Origin of the sequence: Paracoccus binzhouensis (assembly GCF_016446475.1) — a bacterium.
Lineage (GTDB): Bacteria > Pseudomonadota > Alphaproteobacteria > Rhodobacterales > Rhodobacteraceae > Paracoccus > Paracoccus binzhouensis.
In genome coordinates this window covers 1-12,928 of sequence record NZ_JAEHFP010000120.1, presented here as the reverse complement: position 1 = coordinate 12,928, position 12,928 = coordinate 1, and the positions used below count along the sequence as shown (strand labels likewise).

The 12,928-nt window shown below is 68.6% G+C and carries 14 protein-coding genes and 1 pseudogene; 11 read left to right on the top strand and 4 right to left on the bottom strand.

The annotated features are described in order from the left end of the window. The first annotated feature begins 14 nt into the window (after positions 1-14). The 7 genes from nosZ to I9P22_RS20090 are packed head-to-tail and all read left to right on the top strand — an operon-like array spanning position 15 to position 6,893. Positions 15-1,868, top strand: a complete 1,854-nt coding sequence (nosZ, locus tag I9P22_RS20120) for a TAT-dependent nitrous-oxide reductase (RefSeq protein WP_332909052.1) — start codon at positions 15-17, stop codon at positions 1,866-1,868. Then, positions 1,868-3,208: a nitrous oxide reductase family maturation protein NosD gene (locus I9P22_RS20115; protein WP_199261488.1), complete on the top strand. Its 1,341-nt coding sequence runs from the start codon at positions 1,868-1,870 to the stop codon at positions 3,206-3,208. The genes nosZ and I9P22_RS20115 overlap by 1 nt, the downstream gene beginning before the upstream one ends. Beyond that, the gene (locus I9P22_RS20110) at positions 3,205-4,077 is read left to right on the top strand and encodes an ABC transporter ATP-binding protein (RefSeq protein WP_199261486.1); all 873 of its coding nucleotides are present in this window, start codon (positions 3,205-3,207) and stop codon (positions 4,075-4,077) included. Before I9P22_RS20115 ends, I9P22_RS20110 begins: the two co-directional genes overlap by 4 nt. Further along, positions 4,077-4,895 (top strand): ABC transporter permease subunit, encoded by an 819-nt coding sequence (locus I9P22_RS20105; RefSeq protein WP_199261484.1) that lies wholly within the window; start codon positions 4,077-4,079, stop codon positions 4,893-4,895. Before I9P22_RS20110 ends, I9P22_RS20105 begins: the two co-directional genes overlap by 1 nt. Before the next feature lie 10 nt (positions 4,896-4,905). Then, a complete protein-coding gene (locus tag I9P22_RS20100) occupies positions 4,906-5,430 on the top strand; it encodes a nitrous oxide reductase accessory protein NosL (RefSeq protein ID WP_199261481.1) in 525 nt (174 codons plus the stop codon). Beyond that, positions 5,420-6,349 (top strand): FAD:protein FMN transferase, encoded by a 930-nt coding sequence (locus tag I9P22_RS20095; protein ID WP_199261479.1) that lies wholly within the window; start codon positions 5,420-5,422, stop codon positions 6,347-6,349. Before I9P22_RS20100 ends, I9P22_RS20095 begins: the two co-directional genes overlap by 11 nt. A gap of 40 nt (positions 6,350-6,389) precedes the next feature. After that, the gene (locus tag I9P22_RS20090; RefSeq protein WP_199261477.1) at positions 6,390-6,893 is read left to right on the top strand and encodes a DUF2249 domain-containing protein; all 504 of its coding nucleotides are present in this window, start codon (positions 6,390-6,392) and stop codon (positions 6,891-6,893) included. On the opposite strand, the gene I9P22_RS20085 is transcribed toward I9P22_RS20090, so the two are convergent. From I9P22_RS20085 to I9P22_RS20070, 4 genes are all read right to left on the bottom strand, one after another. Then, complete coding sequence (locus I9P22_RS20085; RefSeq protein ID WP_199261474.1) at positions 6,890-8,104, bottom strand: NnrS family protein; 1,215 nt, start codon at positions 8,102-8,104, stop codon at positions 6,890-6,892. The genes I9P22_RS20090 and I9P22_RS20085 overlap by 4 nt on opposite strands. A gap of 77 nt (positions 8,105-8,181) precedes the next feature. Beyond that, entirely contained in the window at positions 8,182-8,616 is a 435-nt protein-coding gene (locus tag I9P22_RS20080; RefSeq protein ID WP_199261472.1) for a pseudoazurin, read from the bottom strand. A 98-nt stretch (positions 8,617-8,714) separates the two neighbouring features. Further along, entirely contained in the window at positions 8,715-9,416 is a 702-nt protein-coding gene (locus tag I9P22_RS20075) for a Crp/Fnr family transcriptional regulator (RefSeq protein WP_199261470.1), read from the bottom strand. Between the two features lie 84 nt (positions 9,417-9,500). Then, entirely contained in the window at positions 9,501-9,734 is a 234-nt protein-coding gene (locus I9P22_RS20070) for a hypothetical protein (RefSeq protein ID WP_199261467.1), read from the bottom strand. Between the two features lie 132 nt (positions 9,735-9,866). Here I9P22_RS20070 and I9P22_RS20065 point away from each other — a divergent pair, with 132 nt between their 5' ends. The 4 genes and pseudogenes from I9P22_RS20065 to I9P22_RS20050 all read left to right on the top strand — a co-directional run. Further along, positions 9,867-10,319, top strand: a complete 453-nt coding sequence (locus I9P22_RS20065; RefSeq protein WP_199261465.1) for a c-type cytochrome — start codon at positions 9,867-9,869, stop codon at positions 10,317-10,319. 12 nt (positions 10,320-10,331) lie between these two features. Then, entirely contained in the window at positions 10,332-11,702 is a 1,371-nt protein-coding gene (locus I9P22_RS20060; protein WP_199261463.1) for a cbb3-type cytochrome c oxidase subunit I, read from the top strand. A gap of 4 nt (positions 11,703-11,706) precedes the next feature. Further along, positions 11,707-12,498 carry a CbbQ/NirQ/NorQ/GpvN family protein gene (locus I9P22_RS20055; protein WP_233253501.1) on the top strand — a complete coding sequence of 264 codons (792 nt, stop codon included), beginning with the start codon at positions 11,707-11,709 and terminating at the stop codon, positions 12,496-12,498. Between the two features lies 1 nt (position 12,499). Next, a pseudogene (locus I9P22_RS20050) lies at positions 12,500-12,928 on the top strand (nitric oxide reductase activation protein NorD); the annotation flags it as partial.

Sequence of the window (12,928 nt, the reverse complement as noted above, 5' to 3'; positions counted from 1 at the left end):
CCGGCGCGGGCAGCATCGCACCCCGCGCGCTGCTGGGCGCCGGCGCCGGGCTGGGCGCGGCGGCCATCGCCGGACAGGCCGCCGCGCAAGGCGCCTCAGGGGGGCAATCCTTCGAGGTGGCGCCGGGCGAGCTGGACGAATATTACGTCCTGCTCTCGGGCGGCCATTCCGGCGAGGTGCGCATCCTTGGCCTGCCCTCGATGCGCGAGCTGATCCGGGTGCCGATCTTCAACCGTGAAAGCGCCACCGGCTGGGGCCAGACCAACGAGTCGATCAAGGTCCTGACCGAGGGGCTGACGCCGCAGACCCGCGCGTTCCTCAAGGACAAGGGCGGCTTCTTCAGCAATGGCGATGCCCACCACCCGCACCCGTCCTTTACCGATGGCACCTATGACGGGCGCTATTTCTTCATCAACGACAAGGCAAACACCCGCGTCGCCCGCATCCGCATGGACGTGATGAAATGCGACAAGATCATCGAGCTGCCGAACCAGCACACCGTGCACGGGCTGCGGGTGCAGAAATACCCGCGCACCGGCTATGTCTTCGCCAATGGCGAGGATGGCGTGCCGCTGCCCAATGACGGCACGGCGCTGGACGACCCCTCGCAATATCACTCGGTCTTCTCGGCCATCGACGGCGACACGATGGAAGTGGCCTGGCAGATCATCGTCGACGGCAATCTCGACAACGTCGACGCCGACTACCAGGGCAAATACGCCTTCGCGACCTGCTACAACTCGGAAGGCGGCGTGACGCTGGAAGAGACGATGGAAAAGGACCAGGACTGGCTGACCATCTTCAACCTCCACGCCATCGAGGCCGCGGTGAAGGCCGGCGAGGGCCAGGAGTTGAACGGCGTGCGCGTGCTCGACGGCCGCGGCGCGGACAACAAGCTGGTGCGCTACGTCCCGGTCCCCAACGGCCCGCACGGCATCAACACTGCGCCGGACGGCATCCATATCGTCGCCAACGGCAAGCTCTCGCCCACGGTCACGGTCTTCGACGTGCGCCGCTTCGACGACCTGTTCGCCGGCAAGATCCAGCCGCGCGACACCGTGGTGGCCGAGCCGGAACTGGGCCTGGGTCCGCTGCACACCGCCTATGACGGCCGCGGCAATGCCTATACGACGCTGTTCATCGACAGCCAGATCTGCAAGTGGAACATCGAGGACGCGATCCGCGCCCATAACGGCGAGAAGGTCGACCCGATCCGGCAGAAGCTGGACGTGCACTACCAGCCCGGCCACAATCACACCTCGATGGGCCAGACCAGGGAAGCCGATGGCAAATGGCTGATCTCGCTCAACAAGTTCTCGAAGGACCGCTTCCTGAACGTCGGGCCGCTGAAGCCGGAATGCGACCAGCTGATCGACATCTCGGGCGACGAGATGAAGATCGTCCACGACAACCCCACCTTCGCCGAGCCGCATGACGCGACGATCATCCACGCCTCGAAGGTGAACCCGGTCTCGCTCTGGGACCGCAACGATCCGTTCTTCGCCGATGCCGTCGAGCAGGCGAAAAAGGACAACATCGACCTGATGATCGACAGCGAGGTGATCCGCGACGGCAACAAGGTCCGGGTCTACATGACCTCCTCGGCCCCCGCCTTCGGGCTGGACAGCTTCACCGTCAAGCAGGGCGACGAGGTCACGGTCTATGTCACCAATATCGACGAGGTCGAGGACCTGACCCATGGCTTCTGCATCGTCAATTACGGCATCAACATGGAGGTCGCGCCGCAAGCCACCGCCTCGGTCACCTTCAAGGCCGACCGGCCGGGCGTCTACTGGTATTACTGCTCGTGGTTCTGCCATGCCATGCACATGGAGATGAAGGGCCGCATGCTGGTGGAGCCGGCCTGATGCTGCGCGCCATCCCCGGTCTTGGCCTTGCGCTTGCGCTGCTGCTGTCCTCGCCGCTGGCGGCGGACACGCTGCGCCCGGCCGACGATGCCGGGCTGGCGCAGGCGCTGGCGAATGCCCGGCCGGGGGACGAAATCGTGCTGGGGGCCGGCCGCTGGCGCGGCCCCCTGCTGATCGCGACGCCCCTGACCCTGCGCGGCGAACCCGGCGCGGTGGTCGATGGCGCGGGACAGGGCCATGTGATCGCGGTCGATGCCCTGGACGTGCGCGTCACCGGGCTGACCGTCACCGGCTCGGGCAGCGATCTCGACCGGATGGATTCCGGCATCTTCCTGACCAGGCGCGCCACCGGCGCGCGCGTGGACGGCAACGTGCTGACCGACAACCTGCACGGCATCCGCATCCAGGGCGCGCGCGATGCGCTGGTCTCGGGCAACCGCATCACCGGCCGCCTGGGCCGGCAGTCCGAGCTTGGCAACGGCGTCAGCGTCTGGAACGCCCCCGGCGCCGCGGTCGAGGATAACGAGATCACCCGCGGCCGCGACGGCATCTTCGTGTCGGTCTCCAAGAAGAACGCCTTCCGCAACAACCGCATCCACGACACCCGCTTTGCCATCCATTACATGAACACCTCGGACAGCGAGGTCAGCGGCAATGTCTCGCGCGACAATGCCATGGGCTATGCGATCATGTTCTCGGACCGGCTGACCGTCACCGGCAACTCCTCCGAGAACGACCGCGACTACGGCTTCCTGTTCAACTCGGCCAACCGCTCGGTGCTGTCGGGCAATCGGGTGATCGGCCGCCCGGCGCCGGAAAGCCGCTGGCGCGACATGGGGCAGAGCCTCGAGGCCGGCGTGCCCGCCCCCGACCCCGCCTCGGCCGCGGGCCGCATCGCGCCCGAGAAATGCGTGTTCATCTACAATGCCAACAAGAACCGCTTCACCGGCAACCATTTCGAGGGCTGCGCCATCGGCATCCATTTCACAGCAGGTGCCGAGGGCAACCTGATGTCGCGCAACGATTTCGTGCAGAACCGCATCCAGGTGAAATATGTCGGCACCCGCTATCTGGAATGGTCGCTGGACGGCATCGGCAACTACTGGTCCGACAATGCCGCCTTCGACCTGAACGGCGACGGGCTGGCCGACAGCGCCTATCGGCCCAACGACATGGTGGACAAGGTGATGTGGACGGCCCCGCAGGCGCGGATGCTGCTGACCAGCCCGGCGGTGCAGATCCTGCGCTTCGCGCAAAGCCGCTTTCCCGCCCTGCTGCCGGGCGGCGTCACCGACAGCCATCCGCTGATGTTTCCCAATTCCGAAAGGCCCATGCCATGACTGCCATCATCACCGCCGCCCCGAACGACGCGACCGTGATCCTCGAAGGCGTGGGCAAGAGCTATGGCGGCCGCCCGGTGGTCAGCGCGCTGTCCTATGCGCTGCCGCCCGGCCAGGTTGTGGCGCTGGTCGGCCATAACGGCGCCGGCAAGACCACGCAGATCAAGATGATGCTGGGGCTGACCCGGCCGGATTCCGGGCGCATCCGGGTCCTGGGCGCCGATCCGGGCCATGGCCGCACCGCCCGCGCGCAGCTGGGCTATCTGCCCGAAAGCGTGCAGTTCCACCTGGCCTTCACCGGGCGCGAGACGCTGGGCTTCTACGCCCGGCTCAAGGGCCTGCCGACGCGCGGCCATGACGCGCTGTTCGCGCGGGTCGGGCTGCTGGAGGCCGCCGATCGGCCAGTGCGCGGCTATTCCAAGGGGATGCGCCAGCGCCTCGGTCTGGCCCAGGCGCTGCTGGGCCGGCCGCGGCTTCTGCTGCTGGACGAGCCGACCTCGGGCCTCGACCCCGCCCTGCGGCGCGAGCTTTACGGCATCGTCGCCGACCTTGCGCGGCAGGGCGCGACGGTTCTGCTGTCCTCGCACGCGCTGACCGAGCTGGAAGGCCATGCCGAGCGGGTCATCGTCATCAACCAGGGCCGCAAGATCGCCGACGGCTCGCTGGCCGAGCTGCGGCGGCTGGCCGGCCTGCCCTCGCGCCTGCGCTTCCGCGCCTCGGATGGCGGGCTGCGCCGCATCGACCTGGCCGAGGCCGAAAAGGCCGCGACGCTGCGTGCCTTGCTGGACACCGGCGCGCGCGAGATCACGCTCGAGGATCCCAGCCTCGACGACATCTACGCCCATTTCCTGCGCAGCGAGGCCGCCTGATGTCCGCGATCCTGACCATTGCCCGCCGCGAGCTGGCCGAGGGCATCCGCAATCGCTGGGTCGTCTCGATGACCGCGGTCATGGCGGCGCTGGCCTCGGTCATCGCTGCGCTGGGTTCGGCACCCACCGGCTCGACCGCCACCGGGGCGCTGGATGTGGTGGTGGTCGGCCTGGCCAGCCTGACCATCTTCCTGGTGCCGCTGATCGCGCTTCTGCTCTCGCATGACAGCATCACCCGCGAGGCGGAACGCGGCACGCTGCTGCTGCTGCTCAGCCATCCGCTGTCGCGGCCTCAGGTGGTGGCGGGCAAGTTCATGGGCCAGTTGGCCATCCTGGCGCTGACCACGGTGATCGGCTTCGGCTTCGCCGCGGGTTTCGTGATCTGGCGCCACGGCGCCGAGGGCTGGCAGGCCTTTGCCATGATGACCGCGATCTCGGTGCTGCTGGGGGCGGTGTTCCTGGCGCTGGGGACGCTGGCCTCCTCGGTCGTGCAGGAAAGCTCGACCGCGGCGGGCATCGCCATCGGGCTGTGGCTGCTGTTCGTGGCGCTTTACGACATGGCGCTGCTGGCGGCGCTGGTGGCGCGCGGTGGCCATGCGGTGCCGGGCTGGATCATGGACCTGGCCCTGCTGCTGAACCCGACCGACGCCTATCGCCTGCTCACGCTGGGCGAGGGCGCCTCGGCCATGCTGTCCGGCATGGGCGGCGTCTATGACAATTCGCAACTGACCCCGGCCCTGCTGGCCGGGGGGCTGCTGGTCTGGTGCGTGCTGCCGCTGGCCCTGGCCATGACCGCATTCTCGCGACGGAACCTGTGAGGACCCTGTGATGAAACCGCTGCTGATCGCCCTTCTGCTGACGCTGGCGCTGTCGGCCTGCCGGGACGAGACGACCGCCACCCTGCCGCCCGAGACCATGACCGCCGAGGCGGTCGGACGCTATTGCGGCATGAACCTGATGGAACACGAAGGGCCCAAGGGCCAGGTGGTGCTGTCGAAGGAAATAGGCGCCTACTGGTTCTCGTCGGCCCGCGACGCGGTCGCCTTTTCCATGATGCCGGACGAGGTCAAGGATCACGGCGGGCTCTACGTCTCGGACATGGCCAAGGCGGCCAGCTGGGCCGATCCCGGCGCCGACAACTGGATCGACGCGACCAGGGCCTTCTATGTCGTCGGTTCGACCGTGCAGGCCGGCATGGGCGGGGCCGAGCTCGTGCCCTTCGGCAGCCGCGAGGCCGCCGAGGCCTTTGCCGCCGACAAGGGCGGCCGCGTGCAGGCGTTTGACGAACTGACCGCCGAGGAAGTCCTGGGTACCGGCGAAACCGCGCCCGAGGAGGCCGATGATGCGCATTGACCGCCGCCGCTTCCTGTCCATCTTTGCCGCCGCGCTCGGCGCGCCGCTGCTGGCCCATGCCGCGCCGCGCGATGTTCCGGGCGCGACGGTCTGGCGCGGCCAGGCCATGGGCGCGCCGGTCATGCTGATCCTGAACCATCCCGACCGCACCCGCGCCCGGGCGCTGATCCGCGAAATCCGGGCCGAGCTGCAGCGGCTCGAGGGCCTCTTCACGCTCTACCGCGACAGTTCCGAACTCTCGGAGCTGAACCGCAGCGGCCTGCTGGTCGCGCCCAGCCCGGAAATGGTGGCGGCGCTGCGGCTGGCCCGGCGGGTGCACCGGCTGACCGGCGGGCGCTTCGACCCCAGCATCCAGCCGCTCTGGCGCGCCCATGCGGCAGGCAACGCGGCGGCGGTGCAGGCGGCGCGGCAGCTGGTCGGGATGGACCGCATCCGGGTCAGCGACGACCGCATCCTGCTGCGCCCCGGCATGGCGCTGACGCTGAACGGCATCGCCCAGGGCGTCATCACCGACCGCATCACCGCGCTGCTTCGTGCCGGCGGCGCCGAGCACACGCTGGTCGACATGGGCGAGATCCGCGCCATCGGCGGCCGCAGCGCCGCCGAGCCCTGGCGCGTGGCCCTGGCGGGCGGCGGCGAGGCATCGCTGGTCGACCGCGCCATCGCCACCACCGAGGCGCGCGGCTTCACCTTCGACGCCGCCGGCCGGCTGCCGCATCTGATCGACCCGGCCACCGGCGCGGCGCGCGCCGACTGGGCGCGGATCTCGGTCATCGCCGACGAGGCGGGGCTGGCCGATGCGCTGTCCACCGGCTTCAGCCTGGCCCCGGCAGGGGCGATCCGCGCCGCCCTGACGGCGTTGCCCAGCGTCGAGGTGCGGGCGCTGGACGGCCGGGGCCGCGAAACCCGCTTTACCTGACCCCGCGCCATGCGCCACAGTGCCATCAGCAGGACGCGCCATGACCGAGATCGTCACCCTTGATGTAAGACCGATGCTGGCCGAGGGACAGGAGCCCCTGGCCGCGATCATGGCAGCCGCCGAGGCGCTGGCCGAGGGCCAGACCCTGCGGCTGATCGCGCCGTTCCGGCCGGTGCCGCTGTTTCGGGTGATGGAGCGGCAGGGCTTCATCCACAGCGAAACCCCGTTGGGCGGCAATGCCTGGCAGATCGACTTCCGCCGCCCCGAACAGGCCCTGAGCCTGGGCAGCGCACTGGAAGCCTTCAGCTGGCCCGAGCCCTCGGCCTTCCTGGACCTGACCGGCCTGTCGGAAGCCGAGGCGATGGCGCGACTGGCGGCGGCGCTGGAGGCCGCTACGGCGGGCGAGGTGGTCTTCGCCCTGCTCGAGCGCGAACCTGCAACGCTGCTGCCGCAACTGGCCGAGGCGGGGCATCAATGGGCCGGCAACCACGCCGCCGACGGCAGCGGCTACCGGCTGCTGCTGCGCCGGGCCGAGGCCGGCTAGGCCCCGCGCAAGTCCTTGCGCTGGCGCAGCAGCATCGGCGCATGTTCGACGCAGAACAACCCGAAGGCCAGGATCCAGGCGCTGCCGGCGGCATGGATCAGCGGCTCATGGGCGCCGAACTCGGCCGCCGGCCGCAGCAGCGCCGCCGCGAAGATCGCCAGGTAGCTGAGGCTGGTCGTGACCGAGGCGGTCAGCGCGCGCCCGGTATGGCCGCGGGTGGCGCGGGTCATCACCGCCAGCATCTCGCCGCCGATGGCGCCCACGCCGAAGACATGCAGCGCCGCCCCGCTGCTCAGCACGCCGAAGCCGGCCAGGCCCACGGCCGCGAAGCCCAGGGCGAGCATCAGGTAGCCGCCATGCAGCGACAGGACCAGCGGCTCGCGCGCGGTCAGCCAGCCGCGCCAGCGCGCCAGCCGGGCCAGGTTCAGCGCCGCCGCCGCACAGGCGGCCAGCGCCACCGGCGGCGCCTCGGGCGCCAGCACCCAGCCCAGAAGCGTGGCGGCCGAGACGCAGGCGACCACGGTGTCGAAGCTGTTGTAGGGCACCGGCAGCGGCCCCTCGCCGCGCCGCGCCAGCCAGTTGCGGGTAAAGCTGGGGGTGATGCGCCCGCCGATGATGATGATCAGCAGCACATAGGCCGAGATCGCCGCCCGTGCCGCCATGGCCGGGTCGCCGTCGCGCAGCACCGACAGATGGAAGGCGATATTGGCCAGCGCCAGCACGGCGACCGCGCCGACCACCTTCAGGTCGCGCCATTTGCGGCCGGCGACGATCTCGGTCAGGAAGACCAGCGCCATCACCGGTAGAAACAGCGATTCCAGCACCACGCCGGGCAGCGGCGAGGCGCCCGGCGGAAAGGTGATCGCCAGGCGCCCGGCCAGCCACAGCGCTGAAAGCGCCATCAGCGGCCGCCCGGACAGCGGCATGCGGCCGGTCCAGTTCGGCACCGCCGTCATCAGGAAGCCCGACAGGATCGCCGAGGAAAAACCGAACAGCATCTCGTGCATGTGCCAATGGCTGGCGCCATAGGCGCCGCCGGGCGCGCCATGGCCGGCCAGCGCCGCGATCCACAGCAGCATGATCACCACCGCCCAGAGCGCCCCGCCCAGGAAGAACGGCCGGAAGCCATAGGAGAACAGCACCGGGCCGGTCCGCGACAGACCGCGCGGAATGCCGCCCTCGGGGCGCAGGGATTTCGCGGATTTGCCCATGGCATCCTCCTGGACGGAAAGGCCCGCCGCCCGGAACCGGCGACGGGCCAAGGCTCAAGCCCCGCGGGGCGAAAGGGTCAGCGCGTGACCTTTTCCAGCTGCGCATCCATGCGCTGGCGGGCCTTCTTGGGCAGCTTGCCACCGGCCACCGCATCGTAGTTCGAGGCATCGCCACCGGCCTGGATCAGCGCCACCATGCCCATCGGCAGGTGCGGCTTGCACTTCACCGCATAAAGGCCCGGCTTGTCCACGGTCAGCACATATTGCTCGTTCAGCTTCGATTCGAACTCGGCCACGCCCTCGGGCAGCATGCCGGGCAGCGAGGCCACGTCATGGCTCTTGTCGGTGGGCACGAAGGTGATGGTATCGCCCAGCTCGGCCTGCACGAAGGCGGGCTCGAAGACCATGGCGCCATCCGCGCCCTTGTTCAGCATCTGCACCTGATGGTCCGCGGCCAGCGCCGGAACGGCAAGAAAGGCCAGCGCGGCGGCCAATGTCAGAGAGCGTTTCATGTCCTGTCTCCTTGCGGAAAATCCTTTTTTCCGGCCTGACAGCTAGCACCCGGGAATCGGCGGGACTTTGCGCTATCTCAAATTGCAGACTGTTCATATCAGGATTGCGCCTGGGCAATGGCTTCCAGCGCCGGGAGGTCGGCGATGATCACCTTGCGGCGGGCGCGCAACAGGATGCCGTCCGCCTCCCAGGCCGCCATGATGCGCGAGGCCGTGTGCAGGGTGTTGCCGCTCATGTCCGCGATGTCCTGCCGGGTCAGGGGAAAGGGGATCTCGACCGGTCCGGGCGGCTGCGGCGACACCCTGTCCGGCCCTGCATCCTCGCGCGCCAGGCGCAGCAGCAGATGGGCGATGCGGCGGCCCGCCTCCTCGGTGCTCATCTCGCGCAGGCGGATATGCGCCTCGTCGAGCTTGCGCCCCACGGCCTGGATCGCCGAGAAGGCCAGCGAGGGCGCGGCGCCGATCAGCGGCTCCCAGCGGGCGCGCGGCCAGGCCAGCAGGCGGCTTTCCACCATGGCCTCGGCGCTGCCGGGATAATGGCTGCGGCCAAGCGCCGGGGCGAAGCCGCAAAGCTCGCCGGGATGAACGATGCGGACGATGAACTGCTGGCCGTCCTCGGTCACCTGCGTGACCTTCAGCCGGCCGTCCAGCAGCACGAAGAACCGCGCCGCCGGGTCGCCCTGGGTGAACAGCACCTCGGCCGGCGCCAGCGCCAGCCGGACCATGCCCTGGCGCACCACATCCAGCTGCGCCGGATCGAGCCCGGCGAAAAGCGGCAGACGGGAAAGCTGTTCCGGCATCGGACCCTTGGGCATGGCGCCGGCGGGACGGGCCGGCATGGGCAGGGCTAGCATATCGGATCGCGGGCCGCAGCCCCGATCGCGCTAGCGCGCCTGCTCAAGCAGATGCCGCACCCAGAGCCCCGCGGCCCAGGCCGCCGGCACGCCCAGCGGCACCGCCAAGGCCAGCACCGTCATCGGCGGAAGCGCCGGCAGTCCCAGCGACTGGCCCAGAAGCCCCAGCATGAACAGGTTGATCGCCACCGCCCCCGCCGCGAAGACGTAAAGCAACAGCGCCAGTTTCCAGATCGGCCAGATCGCCCGGGCATGTTCGGTCATCAAACGCTTCTCCTGCATATCCGAGAAATTTGCCCGGAGAATTTCCGGCATGCCTTGACTTTGGTTAAGGATCGCCGCCGCCCGGCGGCGCATTCAGGACGCGATTGCCAACAGCTCGCGGAGTCGCTCGCCATGCGCGAAGTCCTGACGAAGAGCATGGCCCGGAACATCTTTTATGGCGGGTCGCTGTTCTTCATACTCATCTTCATCGGGCTTTTCGCCCATAGCCATTACTACATCACCCATGTCTCGACGGACACGGCCGGGCTGACGCCCGAGGTCGCCGCGGGCAAGCACCTGTGGGAAAAGAAAGCCTGCATCAACTGCCACTCGATCCTGGGCGAAGGCGCCTATTTCGCGCCCGAGCTGGGCAACGTGATGAAGCGCTGGGGCGTGCAGGACGATCCCGAGACCGCCTTCGAGGCGCTGAAGGGCTGGATGGAAGCGCAGCCCACTGGCGTCGAGGGCCGCCGCCAGATGCCGCAATTCCACCTGACCGACCAGGAGATCCGCGAACTGACCGATTTCCTGCTGTGGACCGGGCGGATCAACACCCAGAACTGGCCGCCGAACGATGCGGGCTGAAGGAACGAAGCGATGAAATACCAGACCCAGAAAATCGCGCTGGCCTATATCTACGTGGCGCTCGCGCTCTTTGCCGTGCAGGTCCTGATGGGGCTGCTGATCGGCTATGTCTATGTCAACCCGAACTTCCTGTCCGAGACCCTGCCCTTCAACATTGGCCGGATGCTGCATTCCAACGCGCTGATCGTCTGGCTGCTGACCGGCTTCTTCGGCTCGGCCTATTTCCTGATCCCCGAGGAGGCCGAGCGCGAGATCCATTCGCCGATGCTGGCCTATCTGCAACTGGCGATCATGGTCGTCGGCACGCTGGGCGCGGTCCTGACCTATGCCTTCAACCTGTTCGAGGGCAATTTCCTGCTGGGCATGCAGGGGCGCGAATTCCTTGAACAGCCCACCTGGGTCAAGGTCGGCCTGGTCGTGGCGGCGCTGATCTTCCTCTACAACGTCTCGATGACGGTGCTGAAGGGGCGCAAGACGGTCATCTCGACCATCCTGCTGATGGGGCTGTGGGGGCTGGCGCTGCTGTTCCTGTTCGCCTTCTACAATCCGACCAACCTGGCGCTGGACAAGCAATACTGGTGGAACGTCGTCCACCTGTGGGTCGAGGGCGTTTGGGAGCTCATCATGGCCTCGATCCTGGGCTTCCTGATGCTGAAGCTGACCGGGGTGGACCGCGAGGTGGTCGAGAAATGGCTTTACGTCATCGTCGCCTCGGCGCTGTTCTCGGGCATCCTCGGCACCGGGCACCATTACTACTGGATCGGCATGCCCGCCTATTGGCAATGGATCGGCTCGATCTTCTCGAGCTTCGAGATCGTGCCCTTCTTCGCGATGATGGCCTTCGCCTTCGTCATGGTCTGGAAGGGCCGGCGCGACCATCCGAACAAGGCGGCGCTGCTGTGGTCGCTGGGCTGCGCGGTGCTGGCCTTCTTCGGCGCCGGGGTCTGGGGCTTCCTGCACACGCTGCACGGGGTGAACTACTATACCCACGGCACCCAGGTCACGGCGGCGCATGGCCATCTGGCCTTCTTCGGCGCCTATGTCTGCCTGAACCTGGCGCTGTTCACCTATGCCATGCCGATCCTGCGCGGCCGCGACCCCTATAACCAGGTGCTGCTGATGGCCTCGTTCTGGCTGATGGCGGGCGGCATGCTGTTCATGACCTTCGTGCTGACATTCGCCGGCACGGTGCAGACCCATCTGCAGCGCGTGCTGGGCATGAACTACATGGAGGTGCAGGACCAGCTGGCGCTGTTCTACTGGATGCGCTTCGGCGCCGGCGCCGCGGTGGTGCTGGGGGTGGGCCTGTTCATCTGGGCCACGCTGATGCCGCGCCGCGAAGTGATCGAGCCCGGCCCGGTCGTCAAGCATGCGGCGGAGTGAGACCATGGACGGAAGCATCACCCCCGCCCCCTTCTACCTGCCGCAGGGCGACGAATGCGAGGTCTTCGCCGCTGCCCATGCCCACGGCCTGCCCCTGCTGCTGAAGGGTCCGACCGGCTGCGGCAAGACCCGCTTCGTCGCCCATATGGCGGCAAGGCTGGGCCGGCGGCTTTACACCGTATCCTGCCATGACGACCTGTCGGCCGCCGACCTGATCGGGCGCTACCTGCTGAAAGGCGGCGAGACGGTCTGGGTCGACGGCCCCCTGACCCGCGCCGTGCGCGAGGGCGCGATCTGCTATCTCGACGAGGTGGTCGAGGCCAGGAAGGACGTGGCCGTGGTGCTGCACCCGCTGACCGACGACCGCCGCATCCTGCCCATCGACCGCACCGGCGAGGAATTGCAGGCCGGCCCCGGCTTCATGCTGGTCGCCAGCTACAACCCCGGCTACCAGAACATCCTGAAGACCCTGAAGCCCTCGACCCGGCAGCGCTTCCTGTCCGTCGAATTCGGCTTTCCGCTGCCCGAACACGAGCTGCCGGTGGTCTGCCGCGAAAGCGGGCTGGACGAAAGCCGCGCCAGGCTCTTGATCCGCATCGCCGGCAAGCTGCGCGGGCTCAAGGGCCAGGATCTGGAGGAAGGCGTCTCCACCCGGCTGGTGATCTATGCCGCGACGCTGATCGCGGGCGGCATGGGCTTCGACCGGGCCATCCAGGCGGCGATGATCGAGCCGCTGACCGACGATGCCGACGTCAAGCGCGGCCTTGTCGATCTGGTCGGGGCGCTGGCGGGCTGACATGGCGCATGATCTCGCCCCCTGGGAGCCCGAGGAGACGGTCGGCAAGCTCTGGCACCGGCTGGCCAGCCGGCTGGACGCAGCCCCCGATTTCAGCGCCGCGGCGGTGACGCTGGAGCAGATGCAGCCGCGGCTGGCGGTGCTGTTCCGCGGCCTGGGCGGCGCTCCTTCGGTCGAGATCCGGCCGGTGGCGGACGAGGAAAGCGGCCACCGGCTGCGCCTGCGCCGCCGCCTGGCCACCCCGGCCGAGCGGGTGGCGCGCGCCAGTTTCGACGGCGAGGTGCTGCGCCTGCCGGCGCGGCTGACCGAGTTTCCCGATGCGGCGGACAATGCCGCGCTTTACCTGTGGCTGGCGGCCGCCGCCGCCCATGCGCCGCGCCCCGCCCTGCCCGCCGATCCGCTGCGCGCCGATCTGGCCGCCATCGCCGGC